This window comes from Marixanthomonas ophiurae (genome assembly GCF_003413745.1).
Classification (GTDB): domain Bacteria; phylum Bacteroidota; class Bacteroidia; order Flavobacteriales; family Flavobacteriaceae; genus Marixanthomonas; species Marixanthomonas ophiurae.
In genome coordinates this window covers 1,205,457-1,221,593 of record NZ_QVID01000001.1, presented here as the reverse complement: position 1 = coordinate 1,221,593, position 16,137 = coordinate 1,205,457, and the positions used below count along the sequence as shown (strand labels likewise).

11 protein-coding genes are annotated in these 16,137 nt (G+C 35.7%); 8 read left to right on the top strand and 3 right to left on the bottom strand.

Features of this window, described 5'->3' with window-relative positions; all coding sequences use genetic code 11:
• The first annotated feature begins 28 nt into the window (after positions 1 to 28).
• The gene (locus DZ858_RS05585) at positions 29 to 556 is read left to right on the top strand and encodes a hypothetical protein (protein ID WP_117158555.1); all 528 of its coding nucleotides are present in this window, start codon (positions 29 to 31) and stop codon (positions 554 to 556) included.
• Positions 557 to 560: 4 nt separating this feature from the next.
• On the opposite strand, the gene DZ858_RS05580 is transcribed toward DZ858_RS05585, so the two are convergent.
• Entirely contained in the window at positions 561 to 1,535 is a 975-nt protein-coding gene (locus tag DZ858_RS05580; RefSeq protein WP_117158553.1) for a polyprenyl synthetase family protein, read from the bottom strand.
• Positions 1,536 to 1,704: 169 nt separating this feature from the next.
• On the opposite strand from DZ858_RS05580, the gene DZ858_RS05575 reads away from it, so the two are divergent.
• Genes DZ858_RS05575 through DZ858_RS05560 form a run of 4 tightly spaced genes read left to right on the top strand, consistent with a single transcriptional unit; the run spans position 1,705 to position 8,379 of the window.
• Complete coding sequence (locus DZ858_RS05575; protein WP_117158552.1) at positions 1,705 to 2,310, top strand: TetR/AcrR family transcriptional regulator; 606 nt, start codon at positions 1,705 to 1,707, stop codon at positions 2,308 to 2,310.
• Positions 2,310 to 3,683 (top strand): TolC family protein, encoded by a 1,374-nt coding sequence (locus tag DZ858_RS05570; RefSeq protein ID WP_117158550.1) that lies wholly within the window; start codon positions 2,310 to 2,312, stop codon positions 3,681 to 3,683. Before DZ858_RS05575 ends, DZ858_RS05570 begins: the two co-directional genes overlap by 1 nt.
• Before the next feature lie 22 nt (positions 3,684 to 3,705).
• Positions 3,706 to 4,866: an efflux RND transporter periplasmic adaptor subunit gene (locus DZ858_RS05565; RefSeq protein ID WP_117158548.1), complete on the top strand. Its 1,161-nt coding sequence runs from the start codon at positions 3,706 to 3,708 to the stop codon at positions 4,864 to 4,866.
• A gap of 15 nt (positions 4,867 to 4,881) precedes the next feature.
• Positions 4,882 to 8,379, top strand: a complete 3,498-nt coding sequence (locus DZ858_RS05560; protein WP_117158547.1) for an efflux RND transporter permease subunit — start codon at positions 4,882 to 4,884, stop codon at positions 8,377 to 8,379.
• Positions 8,380 to 8,460: 81 nt separating this feature from the next.
• Here DZ858_RS05560 and DZ858_RS05555 read toward each other — a convergent pair whose 3' ends face one another.
• Positions 8,461 to 9,789: a RagB/SusD family nutrient uptake outer membrane protein gene (locus DZ858_RS05555; RefSeq protein WP_239990724.1), complete on the bottom strand. Its 1,329-nt coding sequence runs from the start codon at positions 9,787 to 9,789 to the stop codon at positions 8,461 to 8,463.
• Between the two features lie 11 nt (positions 9,790 to 9,800).
• On the bottom strand, positions 9,801 to 12,758 hold the full coding sequence (locus DZ858_RS05550) for a SusC/RagA family TonB-linked outer membrane protein (protein ID WP_117159530.1): 2,958 nt from the start codon (positions 12,756 to 12,758) through the stop codon (positions 9,801 to 9,803).
• Between the two features lie 175 nt (positions 12,759 to 12,933).
• Between DZ858_RS05550 and aspS the strand changes: the two genes are divergently transcribed.
• From aspS to DZ858_RS05535, 3 genes are read left to right on the top strand one after another with little or no spacing between them, the layout of a single operon-like run.
• Entirely contained in the window at positions 12,934 to 14,688 is a 1,755-nt protein-coding gene (aspS, locus tag DZ858_RS05545; protein WP_117158543.1) for an aspartate--tRNA ligase, read from the top strand.
• A gap of 1 nt (position 14,689) precedes the next feature.
• Positions 14,690 to 15,250 (top strand): hypothetical protein, encoded by a 561-nt coding sequence (locus DZ858_RS05540; protein WP_117158541.1) that lies wholly within the window; start codon positions 14,690 to 14,692, stop codon positions 15,248 to 15,250.
• Positions 15,234 to 16,064 carry a tetratricopeptide repeat protein gene (locus tag DZ858_RS05535; RefSeq protein WP_239990723.1) on the top strand — a complete coding sequence of 277 codons (831 nt, stop codon included), beginning with the start codon at positions 15,234 to 15,236 and terminating at the stop codon, positions 16,062 to 16,064. The genes DZ858_RS05540 and DZ858_RS05535 overlap by 17 nt, the downstream gene beginning before the upstream one ends.
• Positions 16,065 to 16,137 lie beyond the last annotated feature (73 nt).

Below are 16,137 nucleotides of genomic sequence, written 5' to 3'. Positions count from 1 at the left end.
TGGTCATCTAACTCTTAAATATTTCCTAATGAAAAAACTATATTTTACCGTATTAACGATTTTATTTATATTTTTTTCGAATGTAAGTTTTGGGCAAATTGGTGTACAAGCACAACCCGAAAATAATTTTTGGGACCGTGTTCGCTTTGGTGGCGGGCTGGGGATAAATATCGGTAATGGTTATTTTAGCGGCACGATTTCACCTAGCGCGATTTATGATTTTAATCGCTATTTCAGTGCTGGTCCTGCGCTACAATTTAGTTATCAATCGGGCGATAATTTCAATACCGTATTATATGGTGCAAGTTTAATTACGCTCTTTAATCCTATTCCTGAAATTCAACTATCCGCTGAAGTAGAACAACTTCGGGTAAACCAAACTATTGAATTGGAAGGTGGTAATTTTGAAGATGACTTTTGGAATACGGCACTCTTTGCAGGTGCTGGATATAGAAATGGAAACGTAACAATAGGTGTACGATACAATGTTTTATACAAAGATAACGAGGACATTTACACTTCTCCCTGGTTGCCCTTTGTACGGTTTTATTTTTAAGCTTTTAAAACGTTCTTTTCATCAACCATTCGCCAAATTCTCGGAGTTCGGTTTTCTTTTCTTCTGAGATTTTAATCTGCTCCAATAGCTCATTTGCTTTATTTGTATATTTTGAAATTTCTGCTTGAGTAGCTTCCGCAGCACCTGAGTTTTTAAATATACGTGTCACCGTTTCAATTTTACCAGATGGCTCCCGTGGATTTATGGTATATAAATGCTCTAACTCTTCAGCTTGTATCGTTTCACTTTTATTGAGTGCCGTTAGGTACAAAAACGTTTTTTTGTTTTCAATAATGTCTCCGCCTACTTGTTTTCCAAAGGATTCTGGGTTTCCGAAAACATCTAAGTAATCATCTTGCAATTGAAAAGCAATTCCAAGGTTTCTTCCAAACTTGTACATGTTTTCTTTACAACTTTCAGAGGCGCCAGCAACAATTGCCCCCATTTTCATAGCTGCTCCTAATAAAACGGCTGTTTTATAGTCTATCATTTTAATGTACTCATCGATTGTTACATCGTCGCGATCTTCAAAATCAACATCGTATTGTTGCCCTTCACAAACTTCAATAGCTGTTTTGCTAAAGAGTTTTGCCAACTCTCTAAAAAGCTCCGGTTCATACTCTTCAAATAGTTGATAAGCTAGAATCAACATAGCGTCACCAGACAAAATACCAGTATTTAAATCCCATTTTTCATGAACAGTCTCTTTTCCTCGGCGCAAGGGGGCTTTATCCATAATATCATCATGGATTAATGAAAAGTTATGAAACAACTCAATAGCCAAGGCCGCAGGCATAGCTTTTTTAAAGTCAGTACCAAAAAAATCACACGTTAATAAAGTAAGAATTGGACGTAAACGCTTACCTCCAATATTAACAATATATTGAATAGGCTCATATAACTGCTCAGGCTCTTTTATTTGCACTATTTTTTTTAATTCATCGGCGAGCGCGATATTATATTTTTTGAGTAATTCCATGATGCTAAAAATTTGCCGCTAAAATACAAGTTGCCAGATAAACCGCTGCCTTAAAATTTAAAAAAATTACACCTTCTATTTTTTATTTAACTGATATGTTAAATAATAGTAAAACTTTGGAAACTTATTTTGTTCCTAGAGTTTCCTTTATATACCTTTGTGCCAAATTATGAAAGAAAAAATTACTATAAAAGCAGCAGAAATGTTTCTCTCTCTTGGTTTTAAGAGTGTGACAATGGATGATATATCCAATGAAATGGGTATTTCTAAAAAAACTATTTATACCCATTTCAAAAACAAGACAGAACTTGTTAAGGAATCTGTATTAAAAGTTTTTGAAGGTATTTCTTGCGGTATTGATAACATCCGCATAGAAGAGAAGGACCCGATTGAAGAGTTATATGAAATTAAAAAATTCGTAATGCTTCGATTAAAAGATGAAAAATCATCACCACAATACCAACTTCAAAAATACTATCCCGAGATATACACGATGATAAAGGCCAAAAAGTACAAGAATATGGCAGAATGTACGGTAGAGAACTTAAAACGTGGGGTTGAAAAAGGAGTTTACAGAAAAAATATCGATGTTGATTTTATTTCAAAACTCTATTTTTTAGGGATAGATGGTATTAATGATGAGACTCTTTTTCCTGTATCTCAGTTTTCAAAAATCCAATTAATGGAGGATTATCTAGAATATCATTTACGTGGAATTGTAACCCCTAAAGGATTACAAACACTCAATAAGTTTATTAACGAGAATTCAAATTAATGAAAAAACATATTTTTTTAATTGCCTTTTCCCTATGTGCCATTTTAGTAAATGCACAAGACTCAACTCAAGTTGAAAAGCGAGCCTTCACACTAGAAGAAGCCATCTTGTATGGTCTTGACAATGGATATAACTCACGTATCGCTAAAAAAGACGTTGCTATTGCATTAAAACAAAAGTGGGAAATTATTGCGCAAGGCCTCCCTCAAATTAGCGGAGATGCCAACTATACTAATAACCTTAAACAACCTGTAACTTTAATTCCTAGTGAAGTTGCGGGAGGAGAGCCCGGAACTTTTGTGCCTGTTACATTTGGAACTCAACATAGCGTAAATGCAACCGGAACTTGGAACCAATTAATTTTTGACGGCTCTTATATCGTGGGAATTCAATCAGCCAAAACCTTATTGCAAATTTCAGAAAATGCAAAGGTAAAAACAGATTTGGAAGTCAAAAAAGCTATTACCGATGCTTACGGAAATGTACTGTTAGCAACTGAAAGCGTAGAAATTTTAAAGAAAAACGTTGCTACCGTTGAAAAAAACCTCAGCGACACCCAAAAGATCTTTGAAAATGGACTAGCCGAAGAAGAAGATGCAGAACAACTGGAAATAACCCTTTTAAACTTAAAAACAAATCTGAATAATTCCATACGCATGCAAGCTATTGCCTACGATATGCTAAAAGTAACCATGGGCATTCCAGTAGAAGAAGAAATCGTTGCGACAGATGATTTAAATAAATTAAGTAAGGAAAACTTCAACTTACTGTTACTTTCTAAAGAAATTAATATTGAAGAAAATATTGATTATCGTATAGCAGAAGACCAAACAAATCTTTCAGAAGTAGAAGTTAAGCTTGAAAAAAGTAAAGCATTACCAACGCTTTCCGCTTTCGTTAATTATGGTGTTGCCGGTTATGGTGATGAATTCAATTTTTTTGATAGCAACCAAGAATATTTTACACAATCCGTCTTGGGAGTTAATTTAAGTATTCCCATTTTCAGTAGTGGTATGCGAAGTGCTAAAACAGCTCAAAAACAATTAGCTTTTGAGCAAGCAAAATTAGAGTTAGAGCAAACCCGCAATCAAGTAAAATTAGAAATAGCGAACGCTCGTAACGATTATCAATTTGCCTTGGAAAACTTCGAAAACAAAGAGCGCAACTTAGAGTTAGCTGAACGTATTGAAAAGAAAAATAGCATCAAGTTTTTTGAAGGAATTGCAACCAGTTTCGAGCTAAGTGAAGCCCAACAGCAACTTTTTCAGGCACAACAAGATTATTTACAAGCTATGTTAGATGTTATAAACACTAAAGCAGAACTTGAAACATTATTAGACACAACAAAATACCCTGAGACTAAAGACAACTAAAAACACCGCAATCCATACAATTATGAAAAAGTTTATATACCTATTATTAATCACAATTACAGTAGCCTCCTGTGGTGGCAAAGAAGGATCTGTAGATTCTCTTTTAGAAAAGGGGAACCTTTCTGAAATAAAAGCTAAAAAAGCGGAGCTTTCAACGCAACAAAAAGAATTGAAAGCCAAAATAGATAAACTTAACACGTTTATTGAAAAAGAAGAAAAACACGATCGTGCGCTTTTAGTAAGTACACAAAAAGTAACCGATACTATTTTTAAACATTTTGTTGAAGTTCAAGGAAATGTCGAAACCGATCAAAACATTATTATTTACCCAGAATTTTCTGGAATTCTAACCAATGTTTACGTTAACGAAGGTCAGCGTGTTTTAAAAGGGCAAAGACTCGCTAAGATTGATGATGGTGGACTTTCCAGTCAATTGGCACAACAAGAAACACAAGTAGCTTTGGCAAAAACTACTTTTGAACGTCAAAAGCGATTATGGGATCAAAAAATTGGTTCAGAAATTCAATTTTTAGAAGCAAAAGCCAATTACGAAGCCGCCGATAAAGCAGCACAACAAATTCGATCGCAATTAGGAAAAACAATGATTACAGCTCCCTTTTCTGGTGTAGTTGACAATGTTATCGCCGAACAAGGCCAAGTGGTAAATCAAGGTCAGACTGAAGTGATACGTATAGTTAACTTAAGCGACATGTATGTAAAAGCTTCCTTGCCAGAAAATTACTTAAACAGTATTAAAAAAGGTACCGAAGTGAATGTTCGTCTTTCTTCTATTGGCGAAGAGTATGAAGGGACTGTGAGACAAGTAGGAAATTATATAAATCCAGACAACCGAACGTTTGATGTAAAAATAGCCATCCCAAACAAAGATGAAAAAGTAAAGCCTAACTTGATTGCTACGGTGCAAGTAAACGATTATACTAGCGAAAATGCAATTACCATTCCTGAGAGTATTTTGCAGGAAAATTCAAAGGGAGAAACTATTGCTTTTATTTATGAGCCAGTAACCGATTCTACCGGAACAGCAAAACGAATTGTTCTTGAAACCGGACTTAATTATGACAGTAAAATAGAAGTGAAAAGCGGCTTGAAAGATGGAGAAATTGTTATTGTAGAAGGCGCGAAAAGCGTACGAGACGGCCAGAAAGTAACTACCAAAAACTAAACAACCTATTGCACTATGAGCAAGAACACGTATAAAGAATTTAGTATATCCTCCTGGGCGATTGACAATAAAATGACGGTGTATGTTATCATCGCCATCATTCTATTTTTGGGTGTATTTTCATACTACACCATGCCACGAGAATCGTTCCCAGAGATTGTGGAAACAAAAATTTATGTAAGCTCCATTAATCCTGGAAACTCAGCAGAAGATGTTGAAAAATTCATCACTGAACCTCTCGAAGAAGAATTCAATAATATTGGCGGCGTTCGCGAAATAACCTCAACTACCCTTCAAGATTATTCGATGGTTATTATTGAATTTGAAGAAGATGTTGCCATTCCAAACGCAAAACAGCTAGTAAAAGACAAAGTAGATCAAGTAAAGGCTGAAACTACTTGGCCTACATTAGATAACGGCGCTAAAGTTGAACCTAATGTTTTCGATTTAAACCTCTCTGAAGAACAGCCCATTCTCAACATTAATTTAACGGGTGATTATCCAGTACAAAAGCTAAAAGATTACGCAGAGTACCTTCAGGATAAAATTGAATTGCTTGCACCTATTAAAGAAGCTACTATCCGCGGTGTCGAAGACAAAGAAGTGGAAATTGGTGTGGACATCTATAAAATGACCGCTTCAAAAGTAAGCTTCAATGATATTATTAACGCTGTAAGAGGAGAAAACAATACGATTTCTGGAGGAAATGTTATTAGCAATGGCATTGAAAAAAACATTCGTATTCTCGGTGAGATAGAAAATCCCAAAGAACTAGAAAATATTGTGGTTAAAAGAGATGGTGGAAATATTTTCTTGAAAGATATTGCTACTATTAAATTTAAAGAAGAAGACCCTACTACGTTTGCCCGTGAATACAATCAGCCAGTAGTAATGCTTGATATTAAAAAGCGTGCCGGAAAAAACATGATTGAAGCGGTTGAAAACATCAAGGAAATAATTGAAGTCGAACAGGAAAATTATTTACCTGAAGGACTTCATATTTCATTAAGTAATGATCAATCTATAAAAACTCAAAATCAAGTTGACGACCTTGTAAATAATATCATTTTCGGGGTCATATTGGTTGTTTTGGTATTAATGTTCTTTTTAGGGTTTAGAAACGCATTATTTGTTGGATTTGCAATCCCACTATCGATGTTACTATCCTTGTTTATCTTATCCTCTTTTGGATTTACATTAAATACAATGGTGCTTTTTGGTCTTGTAATGGGGCTAGGTATGTTGGTTGATAATGGTATTGTAGTGGTAGAGAACGTGTACTCCTTAATGAGTGAAGGCATGTCTAGAAAGGAAGCTGCCAAACAAGGTATGGGTGAGATTGCTTGGCCAATTATTGCCTCAACAGCAACAACCTTGGCTGCTTTTTTCCCATTAGGATTATGGCCAGGACTTATTGGTAAATTTATGATTTACTTCCCTATTACGCTTTCCGTAGTGTTGAGTTCTTCATTATTTGTAGCATTGATTATCAACTCCATGCTTACTTCAAAATTTATGGAAACAGAAGAAGAATCATTGACTAAAAAGAAATTGGTTCGTTGGAGTTTAATTTTAGCAGGCGTAGGTGCCATTTTGTTAATAGCAGGATTTGTATTAGATGTTGCTGGCCTTCGTGGAATTGGTAACTTAAGTATTCTTGCTGCCATTATGCTTTGGGTATATAAATATTTCCTTGCGGGCGCTGTAGAATATTTTCAGTTTAAATCACTTAAAAAATTAGAGAATTTTTATGAACGTTTCCTGAAATATGCGCTTCGAGGAAGAAAAGCGTATGTATTTTTCTTTGGAACATTTGGCGTGCTTCTTCTTTCCTTTGTTTTAGTAGGATTAGCACAACCTAATGTATTGTTTTTCCCTGAGAATGAACCCAATCAAATTATCACTTATATTGAATATCCACAAGGAACGGATATTGAAAAAACGAATAAGCTTACTAAGAAAATTGAAGATCAAGTTTATAGTGCCATAGAGAAATATGAAGATGAAGATGGATATAACTATATGGTCGAGTCTGCTATTTCTCAAGTAGGTGAAGGCGCAGGTAACCCGCAGACCGATGCTGGACAGTCCAATGAGATGCCGCATAAAGGAAAAATAACGCTTTCCATGCGTGAGTTTAAATTGCGTCGGGGTGTAAAAAGCAGTACTGTTTTATCTGAAGTACGGGATGCTGTTAAAGGATTTCCTGGTGCTTCTATCGTAGTAGAAAAAGACGCTGCTGGACCACCCGTAGGCTACCCAATTAATATTGAATTAAGTGGAGAAGATTACGAAGAAATGCTTCGCGAAGCTGAAAGCATGCGAAACTTTATTGAGAACTTAGGCATAGCTGGAATTGAAGAGCTTAAAATTGACGTAAACAAATCTAAGCCAGAAATGGATGTTCGCGTAAATCGTGAAAAAGCAGGTCAATTAGGGGTTTCAACAGCTTCTGTAGGGCAAACGTTACGCCGTTCTATTTATGGAGAAGAAGTTTCAACTTATAAAGAAGGTGATGATGATTACCCAATAAATGTTCGTTTAAATGACCAATACCGATACGATGAAAGTGCTTTGTTTAATCAGCCCGTTACATTCAGGAATAATAGCGGAGAGTTAATACAAGTTCCTATTTCATCGTTAATTACAAAAAGTAATTCGTCTTCATTTAGTTCCATAAAAAGAAAGGATTTAAAACGAGTAATTACATTGTACTCTAATGTGTTGGGTGGATATAACCCTACTGAAATAGTAACCGAACTTAAAAGCGAACTAGACAACTATGAAATGCCGCAAGATATAAATTATGCTTTCACGGGAGAACAAGAAGAACAAGCAGACAATATGAGCTTCTTACTCCTCGCTTTATTTTATGCAATGGGAGGTATTTTATTAATCTTGGTAGCACAGTTTAATTCCCTGTCAAAACCTATGATTATTCTTTCGGCTATTGTATTGAGTTTGGCTGGTGTATTCTTAGGCTTAGTTATATTTGGAATGGACTTCGTAATCATTATGACGATGATGGGTATTATTTCACTTGCAGGTATTGTGGTAAACAATGCCATCGTATTGATAGACTACACACAAATACTCTTCGATCGTAAAAAAGAAGAGTTGGGAATGGATGAAGATGATTTGCTAACAAAACAAGAGTATTTCAAACAAATTGTAGCAGGTGGTAAATCACGTTTACGCCCTGTATTGTTAACAGCTATTACAACAGTTCTGGGGTTAATACCATTAGCTGTAGGGTTAAACATTGACTTTTTTGGATTGTTTACAGATTATGATCCTGGTATTTATATTGGTGGTGATAACGTTATTTTCTGGGGGCCATTAGCTTGGACAGTAATATTCGGATTAATATTTGCTACCTTCCTTACTCTGGTTGTGGTACCCGTAATGTTCTATTTGGTAAACCGTGCAAAAGTGAAATTTGCAAATAAAAGAGCAGACAGGAAGCAACGAAAGTTAGAAGAAAAAGAAAGAACAGAAAAACCTATAGAATAATTAAACAAGAATTTATTTAATACTAAAAAACCCTTTCCAAACGGAAAGGGTTTTTTTAATTAGTTAGAAAATAACTTTCTATTACTGATTCTCTGTTAATGGAATTGGAAACTGAGAAAACACATCATCTTCTGGTCTATCTGTTGGAAGTTCATCTAATCTCCCAAATCTTCTCATGTCAATCCAGCGATGTCCTTCAGCAAATAACGAATACCTTCTCTGGGTTAACATTTCATCTGTTAACGAAGCTGAATCTGTAGGTCCTGTATATGGATCCAATTCTGCACTTGATCTAATAATGTTAAGTGCATTTACAGTTTCAGTTGAGTTAATATTTATATTGGCTTCAGCATACAATAAAATTAATTCCTCATTTCTAATAATTGGAATATCAGATATATTAGTCTCATATCTAAAAAGTGCAAAATTTCCTTCTAAATCATCTTGACTTAAAGGCTCGTCAAGTTCTACTACCTTCTCTAACCTATTGTCATCGACTTCTGCGTCTGTTACAAAAGAGGGCTGAGCAACTCGTGCATTTGCTGAGGATAAACCGTCAATTGCTTGAAACAATGGATTTATAATATCGGTTTGATTTAAAGAAAAGTTATAAAAAATTCCCGTGTTTAAAGTCGAACCGTCCAATGATAAAAATGAATCATCTAAAAATGATAACACTGCCGGATAATCTCCTTGATAAGCAGCTACTCTTGCTGAAATAGCTTTATTCACTTGTAAAAAGCTACTTGGCGTATCAAACCCATCAAACCCTGAAGATAAAATATACGGGAATTCTGCTCCTCCATTTGCCAAATCGTTGGCGCCTTCTTCTAATAAAACTCTAATTCCAGTTAACGCAGCAGACCTAGACACAAAAGGCCCAAGGTTATTTTCATCATCTACATCAAGCCGGATTCCATTATCATAGGTAAGATTTAAATTTAACAACAGTTCATAAGCAATAAAGGTTTTTAGAAACCCTTTTGTCCCCGATAATTCAGCACTTGTAAATAGTGCCGAAAGATCTTGCCCTTCAATAAATCCAATAATTAAATTAGCATTTTTAACCGTTCTATACCGAGCCCCCCAAGGACCTGTTATATAAAAGGTATTGTTGTCCAGGATAAGACCTTCACGTCCTAATAAATCTCCTGTAAATCGAGGCTCAGAACCTGAGAAACGATAGTATTCACGACCAATAACACCACAATCGTCATAATAAGTTCCTAAACGAACCCTAGAACTGTACAAAATACCTCCAACGAGATCCTGTAAATCTCCACGGGTGAGGTTTTCTTCAAAAACATCTACTTCCGCATTGTTTAGATCATTAAATTCTTCTACTTCGCACGAACCGAGGGTTGCGACTATCGAAGTGAAAAATAATATTTTAAATATATATTTTTTCATCATTTTTATTTTTAAAAGTTAACCGATACATTAAATAAGAATCTTTTTGACGATGGGAAAGGCAATACATCAACTCCTGTAAAAATGGAGCCTCCACCAAAGTTTGATACTTCAGGATCATAACTATTGTAATCGAAAAAGTTAAGCACATTGGTACCAGATACACCAAACTTTATACTATCTATACTTCCGTTTAGAATTCCCGCCAAAACTTCGCTTTGTAAGGTATAGTACAACCCTACTTCACGTAAACGCACATAACTAGCATCCTCAACGTGTACTTCTGGTGGTGCACCTGGTCTATACTCACCATTTGGTAATTCGCCAGATGGATCTGCTCCAAAATCGTCATAATCATGACTCGTTCTGTTAAGGTCAGTTAATAAAGTAGTAAGGTTTACGTTATCCCCTCCGTTTTTCCATTGCCATAGCATAGTAAATTGAAGGTCTTTATATTTTAAATCACTGTTGAAACCCATTTGAAAATCAGGTTCTGCATCACCAATTACCCGTAATCCTTCAGGGTAAGCCCCTACTATTTGTGTAGCACTTTGTCCTTCTTCAATTCTAAAAGAACCTAAACTTGGGCCAAACGCTCCAGTATTAAACGCAGGAACATCTAGTTGAGTAACTTCAGATTGGTTTTTAAAGAAGTTGATACCTAAGTTCCATTGTATATCATCTGTTAGTATAGGAGTTGTGTTCAAACCTATTTCAATACCTTTATTCTCTAAGCTACCTGCATTAACAAATTGGCTAGTAAAACCTGTAGTCGGCTCTAAGTTGGCTTGTAAGATAAGGTCATCTATTGTTTTAATATAATACGTGGCAGATAGATTAACTCGGCCATTAAAAAATCCAATATCGGTACCAAATTCCAATTCTTTTTGACGTTCCGATTTTAAATTAGCATCTCCTCTTACACCAATAAGGCTTATTCCTAATATACCATCTGTAGTAAAGGCATTATAAGATGTAAACAACGCACCAAAAGGCGGAAAGTTACCTGCTTCTCCATACGCTGCGCGTAGTTTAAGTTGATTCCAAGCAGATCCTTCATTCCAAAAATCAAACTCATTTAAATTAACAGCTAACGATGCTTTTGGGTAATAAAATAGCTCGTTTGCATCTCCATTATTAGACGACTTATCACCACGAACACCCACGGTTGCAATAAACATATCTTTAAAATTAACCTCTTCTTGCGCAAAAAAACCAGAGTCTTCCTGCAACAGTCTTGTCTGGTTTACACCTGTATTTGCTGCTTGATCCACATTGGTTTCTGAAGCAACCAAACCAGTAGCTGTTATAAGCTCTGTGTTTTGATTAAAATATTCTCTTGTTAAACCAAACTGAGTTCTAAAATTAATATCACTATCTGTAAAGTAGTTATGTACTAAAAAAGCAGAAAGGTTATAGTTTTTATTTTGAGTATCACCCTGAGCTGAAACTCCATTTAACCCTCCGTTAGATAGTTTCTGAAATTGTAACTCCTTTGGGAATATAGCTCTACTTTGTTGACCATAAAAGTCAATACCCCCTCTAAGGATTAATTCTAGGTTAGAATTATCAGCCCTATAAATATCTAAGTTTGCGGTACCCCCCATTATAAGACGGTTTACTGTCTCTCTATTTGTAACCAAATCACGGGTTTGCAAAGGATTGGATCCGTTGTTGGGATGATCTGGGTAAATACCATCTTCATTTGGAAATAATTGATCCCAAGGTCTCGTTCTAGTTAAAGCAATACCAATTGTTGTTCCTGAGTTATCGTTATTAAAAAATCCACGGTCGGATGAGGAGTAGATATAATTAGAACTCAATGTAAATTTCAAAAAGTCCTCTGGATTATGGTCTAAATTTAACCGTAATGATGTTTTTTCATATCCAGTATTTAATACAATTCCTTTTTCATTATTATGAGTTACACCAGCAAAAAATTTAGTTTTTTCACTACCACCGCTCATATTAAAATTGGTAATACTGATAATACCTTTTTCACCAAAAATTTCATCTTCATAGTCAACTAATCTTCCAGCATCTCGTGCAGCTCTGTATGCTATAAGGTCTGCCTCTCCAAAACTTTCTAGAACGCGTTCTTCAGTATAATCACGAACCCCTAGCAAGTTAATAGCTTCACTCCAACCAGTTGTTTGTGAAAACCTAAATTTTGTTTCACCAGCCTTACCTCTTTTAGTGGTAATAATAACTACCCCTGCGGCAGCTCGCGATCCATAAATTGCAGCTGCTGAAGCTCCTTTTAATATTTCAATATTAGCAATATCTTCTGGGTTTATATCCGCAATACGATTGGTTGGGTTATCTTGATTGGAAGCACTACCACCCGCAGAGGCGGCAGAAACAGTATTTAACCCTGCTGCTATGGAAGAGTTATCTACATACACCCCATCAATAATATAAAGAGGCTGTGTATTTCCCTGAATGGAAGTTGCTCCTCTTAATTTAACAGAAAGCCCTCCTCCAGGAGCACCTGAGTTTGCATTTACAACAGCACCAGGAAATTTACCATATAAAGCTCCATCTAATGTTGGCGGAGGCGTTGTTCCTGTAATTTGCTCTGCGGAAAGTGATGCTACGGCATTTGCAGAATTTGTTCGTTTAACCGATGTTGCTAAACCGGTTACAACTACTTCTTCTAATGCCTGAGCAGATTCTCCTAACGTTATATTTATAGGATTTCTATTAATAGCCCGAAATTCTTGGCTTTCAAAACCTAGAGAAGAAAAGACTAAAACTACCGGCACTTCACCAACATCAATGGTAAATTTACCATCTACATCAGTCGTTGTTCCATTACTTGTCCCTTTTTCAATTACATTGACAAAGGGGACGGTTTCTCCTGCTTCACCAATCACTGTTCCCGTTAAAGTTGTTTGCGAAAAGGCAAAAAACGGTAATAGTAAAATTAAGAACAGGAGGTACCTGTGACTAAAGTTGTTTTGTTTCATAATTATGTGTTTTATTGTTAATACCTCGAATTTACTAAACATTTATTAACAAATTATCATTAACTTAGTTATTTATACACATTATTATTAACCGTCAACAATGATTTTAAATATTCTTAGATAAATCTTCTCAAGTTTCTTTATCTTATTAAATTTGCAATTCAATTTTCTGAACATGTATAGAACGCACAACAACGGCGAGTTAAGAGCTAAAAATATTAATACCGAAGTAACCCTATCAGGTTGGGTTCAAAAAATTCGGGATAAAGGGTTTATGGTCTGGGTAGATTTGAGAGATCGATATGGAATTACCCAACTAATATTTGATGAAGAACGAACTCCTAAAAAAGTGATGGACAAAGCTTCAAAAGTAGGAAGAGAGTTTGTTATCCAAGTTACTGGAACCGTAATTGAGCGTGAATCTAAAAATCCAAATATGCCAACTGGCGATGTGGAAATATTAGTTTCTGAAATTTCTGTTTTAAACACCTCACTAACACCCCCTTTTACCATTGAAGACAAAACCGATGGCGGAGAGGATTTACGTATGAAGTATCGCTACCTCGACATTCGCCGAAATCCAGTACGCAACAATCTGGTTTTTCGTCATAAAGTAACTATGGCGGTGCGAAATTATCTTTCGGAAAAAGATTTTGTTGAGGTTGAAACACCCTACCTTATTAAATCAACACCTGAAGGCGCTCGCGATTTTGTCGTGCCTAGCCGAATGAATGAAGGTCAATTCTACGCCTTGCCACAATCACCACAAACCTTTAAGCAATTGCTTATGGTTGGCGGAATGGATAAATATTTCCAAATAGTAAAGTGTTTTCGTGATGAAGATCTTCGTGCCGATCGCCAACCAGAGTTTACTCAAATTGACTGCGAAATGGCTTTCGTAGAACAAGAAGATATCTTAAATATTTTTGAAGGGTTAACACGCCATTTGCTGAAAAAAATTAACAATGTTGAAATTGGCGATTTCCCAAGAATGACTTATGATGAAGCCATGCAACGATACGGAAATGACAAACCTGATATCCGTTTTGGGATGGAGTTTGGAGAGTTAAACACAGTAGTGCAACATAAAGATTTTAAGGTGTTTAATACAGCTGAATTAGTCGCCGGAATTGCCGTTCCCGGCGGAAACAGTTATTCTCGAAAGGAAATTGATAAATTAATAGATTGGGTAAAGCGACCACAAGTAGGTGCTTTAGGAATGGTTTACGTGCGTTGTAATGACGACGGAAGTTATAAATCTTCCGTAGATAAATTTTACGACCAAGACGACTTAGCCAAATGGGCTGAGACTACAGGAGCCAAAGCAGGCGATTTAATCTGTGTACTCTCTGGTGAAACTAATAAAACGCGTTCGCAATTAAGTGCTCTGCGCATGGAAATGGCAGAACGTTTAGAGCTAAGAAAGGCCGATGAGTTTGCCCCTTTATGGGTTATCGATTTTCCATTACTAGAATGGGATGAAGAAACAGAGCGTTACCACGCGATGCACCACCCCTTCACGTCTCCAAAACCCGGCCAAATGGAATTACTAAACACCAACCCAGGTGCTGTAAAAGCCAACGCCTACGATTTGGTCCTTAATGGAAATGAAATTGGCGGTGGTTCTATTCGTATTCACGATAAAGAAACACAGTCAAAAATGTTTGATTATTTAGGCTTTACACCTGAAGAAGCAAAAGCTCAATTTGGCTTTTTAATGGACGCATTTCAATACGGAGCACCTCCACACGGTGGCCTTGCTTTTGGCTTAGACAGATTAGTCGCTATTTTAGGTGGTCAAGAAACCATCCGAGATTTTATTGCTTTCCCTAAAAACAATGCTGGACGCGATGTTATGATAGATGCTCCTGCAGCAATTGACAAAGAACAGCTTAAAGAACTTAATTTAGCGATCACGCTTAAACCGTAAGATGAATTGGAAAAAGACCTTTAAGGTTTTAGCAATTATAATTGGGTCACTTGTTGTTATAGGTGGTGTTTTAGTCGGCTATGTCTATTACAAATACTATGGTAAATTTCCTGTTGATGAAGAAAAATACTCAAATCATATTGGCTATATAAATCCTGAAAAGGCTTTATTAACTGAAAATTTTAAACTTTGTGACATTGGAATTGCAGGAATTCATTCTAGTTCGCAGCCTAAAATATATAAAGGAGGTAAGTATGCTTTTAGAAACTATATTCAAGAGCATTATACAAATGATTCTTATACCGATAGTGGTTTTTTAATATTCCGTTTTCATATAAATTGTAATGGAGAAACTGGAAATGTAGCTGTTTCAGAGTTAAACCAAGAAATGCAACCTATTACTATGAATGACGATATGGTTCAGCAACTATTAAAACTGACCGTTAGAAAAGAAAATTGGCAAGTAGGATATATGAAAGATGAAGACGGCAACGCTTACAATCACTATATGTATGTGCTTTATAAAATTGAAAATGGGGAACTACTTGAAATATTACCTTAGTTTATTTTGTGTTGTATTATTGTTTTCGTGCGCTAATAGTGATGATTACTCAATACTTTCCAAAGAAGAACGCACAGCACTTTCCAAAAAGGTATTTGAAGGTGGAAGTCATCTTTTTCAAGGTTCACCTAAAAGTATGACCCGTATAGAAAAAGCTATTGAAATTGACCCCAATAATTGTGATGCTGTTCGTGAACTTTCAATCGCTTATTTAAAAAGAGGAATGCCCGATAAATGGAAGCTACAAATAGACAAGGCTGTTGCCTGCGACCCTGTTATTTGGCAACCCTATCGAGGGTATAACTATTTATGGTTTTACCGAGATTATAAAAAAGCCATTGCAGATTTTAACGCAAGTGACACCTTAACACCGAATTTTATTGATGCACCCCAAGGTCACAGTGTAGATTATTGGCGTGGTATTGCCTATTTAGGGTTAAAAGATCACGAAAATTCTATTAAATATTTTAATAAAAACATTCATACAGAAACCGAAAAATATGGTGAAGATTGGGTAGAACCAACTGCTTTTTTATACAGAGGCATTGCATATTACGAAAGCAATGACGTTGAAAAAGCACTAGCAGATTTTGATAAAGTATTGCTTTATAACAATAATCGCTCTGCCGATGCAAAATATTACAAGGCGCATATTTTAAAAGCTAGAGGTAAAAACGAAGAAGCATTAGCTTTAACAAATAATGCTATTGAGGATTATAATACAGGTAGTCATAACAATAGACATTATGTTGAAACCCTACGTCAACTGTACTCAGAAAATTTTACAGAATTACTAAATGAATTGAAAAACTAACTACGTAAATAGTCGTGATTTAAAATACTTTTTTGTACTCTATACTTATAGCTAAAAAACAATAACAAGTATA